Below are 758 nucleotides of genomic sequence, written 5' to 3'. Positions count from 1 at the left end.
GTGCCCGTCACCGTTGACGCCGGTCGCCACCAGCACGGCGGCGTTGACCACGCGTCCGCCCTCCCGGACCTTCATCATCAAGGCGTCCGCGGCGAGGAACGTGAACGGGCCGGCCTCGGCCAGGGAGCGGGTGCGGAACGCCTCGACCTGGGCGTCGAGGTCTTCGGCCATCCGCGAGACCTGCGACTTGGACAGCGAGGTGATCCCCAGGGACTGCACGAGCTTGTCCATCCGCCGGGTGCTCACCCCGAGCAGGTAGCAGGTCGCCACGACGCTGATCAGGGCGGCCTCGGCGCGCTTGCGCCGCTCCAGCAGCCACTCGGGGAAGTAGGACCCGGTGCGCAGCTTGGGGACGGCGACGTCGATCGTGCCGACCCGGGTGTCCAGGTCCCGGTGCCGGTAACCGTTGCGTCGGTTGACCCGATCGGCCGAGGGCTGGCCCCACTCGGCGCCGCAGACCGCGTCGGCCTCCGCCGACAGCAAGCTGTTGATCACCGTGGAGAGCAGGTGACGCATGAGGTCCGGCGAGGCGTCGGTCAGGGCCTGGCCCAGGACGGCGGCAGGGTCGACAATGCGAGGTGCGGTCATCGTGATGCTCCGTTCGAGGGTGCTGTGAGAGGTTCACTCGAAGGATCACGCGGTGACCGCGTCGTCGTCTACGACGACCACGGCCCCAGCGCTACACCACTATCCGGGACGCGACTGCCTCTCGGTTCCTCTCCGTGTAGGCTCGCAAGCGTCTGACCAGCAGTTCTACC

1 protein-coding gene is annotated in these 758 nt (G+C 69.1%); it reads right to left on the bottom strand.

What is annotated here, in order from left to right; translation table 11 throughout:
- On the bottom strand, positions 1-588 hold a 588-nt coding region (locus G9H72_RS20710), incomplete at its 3' end, for a transposase (RefSeq protein WP_196791468.1).
- Positions 589-758: the final 170 nt, after the last annotated feature.

The sequence above is a fragment of the Motilibacter aurantiacus genome (assembly GCF_011250645.1).
GTDB lineage: Bacteria > Actinomycetota > Actinomycetes > Motilibacterales > Motilibacteraceae > Motilibacter_A > Motilibacter_A aurantiacus.
This window is presented reverse-complemented; position numbering and strand designations above follow the sequence as displayed.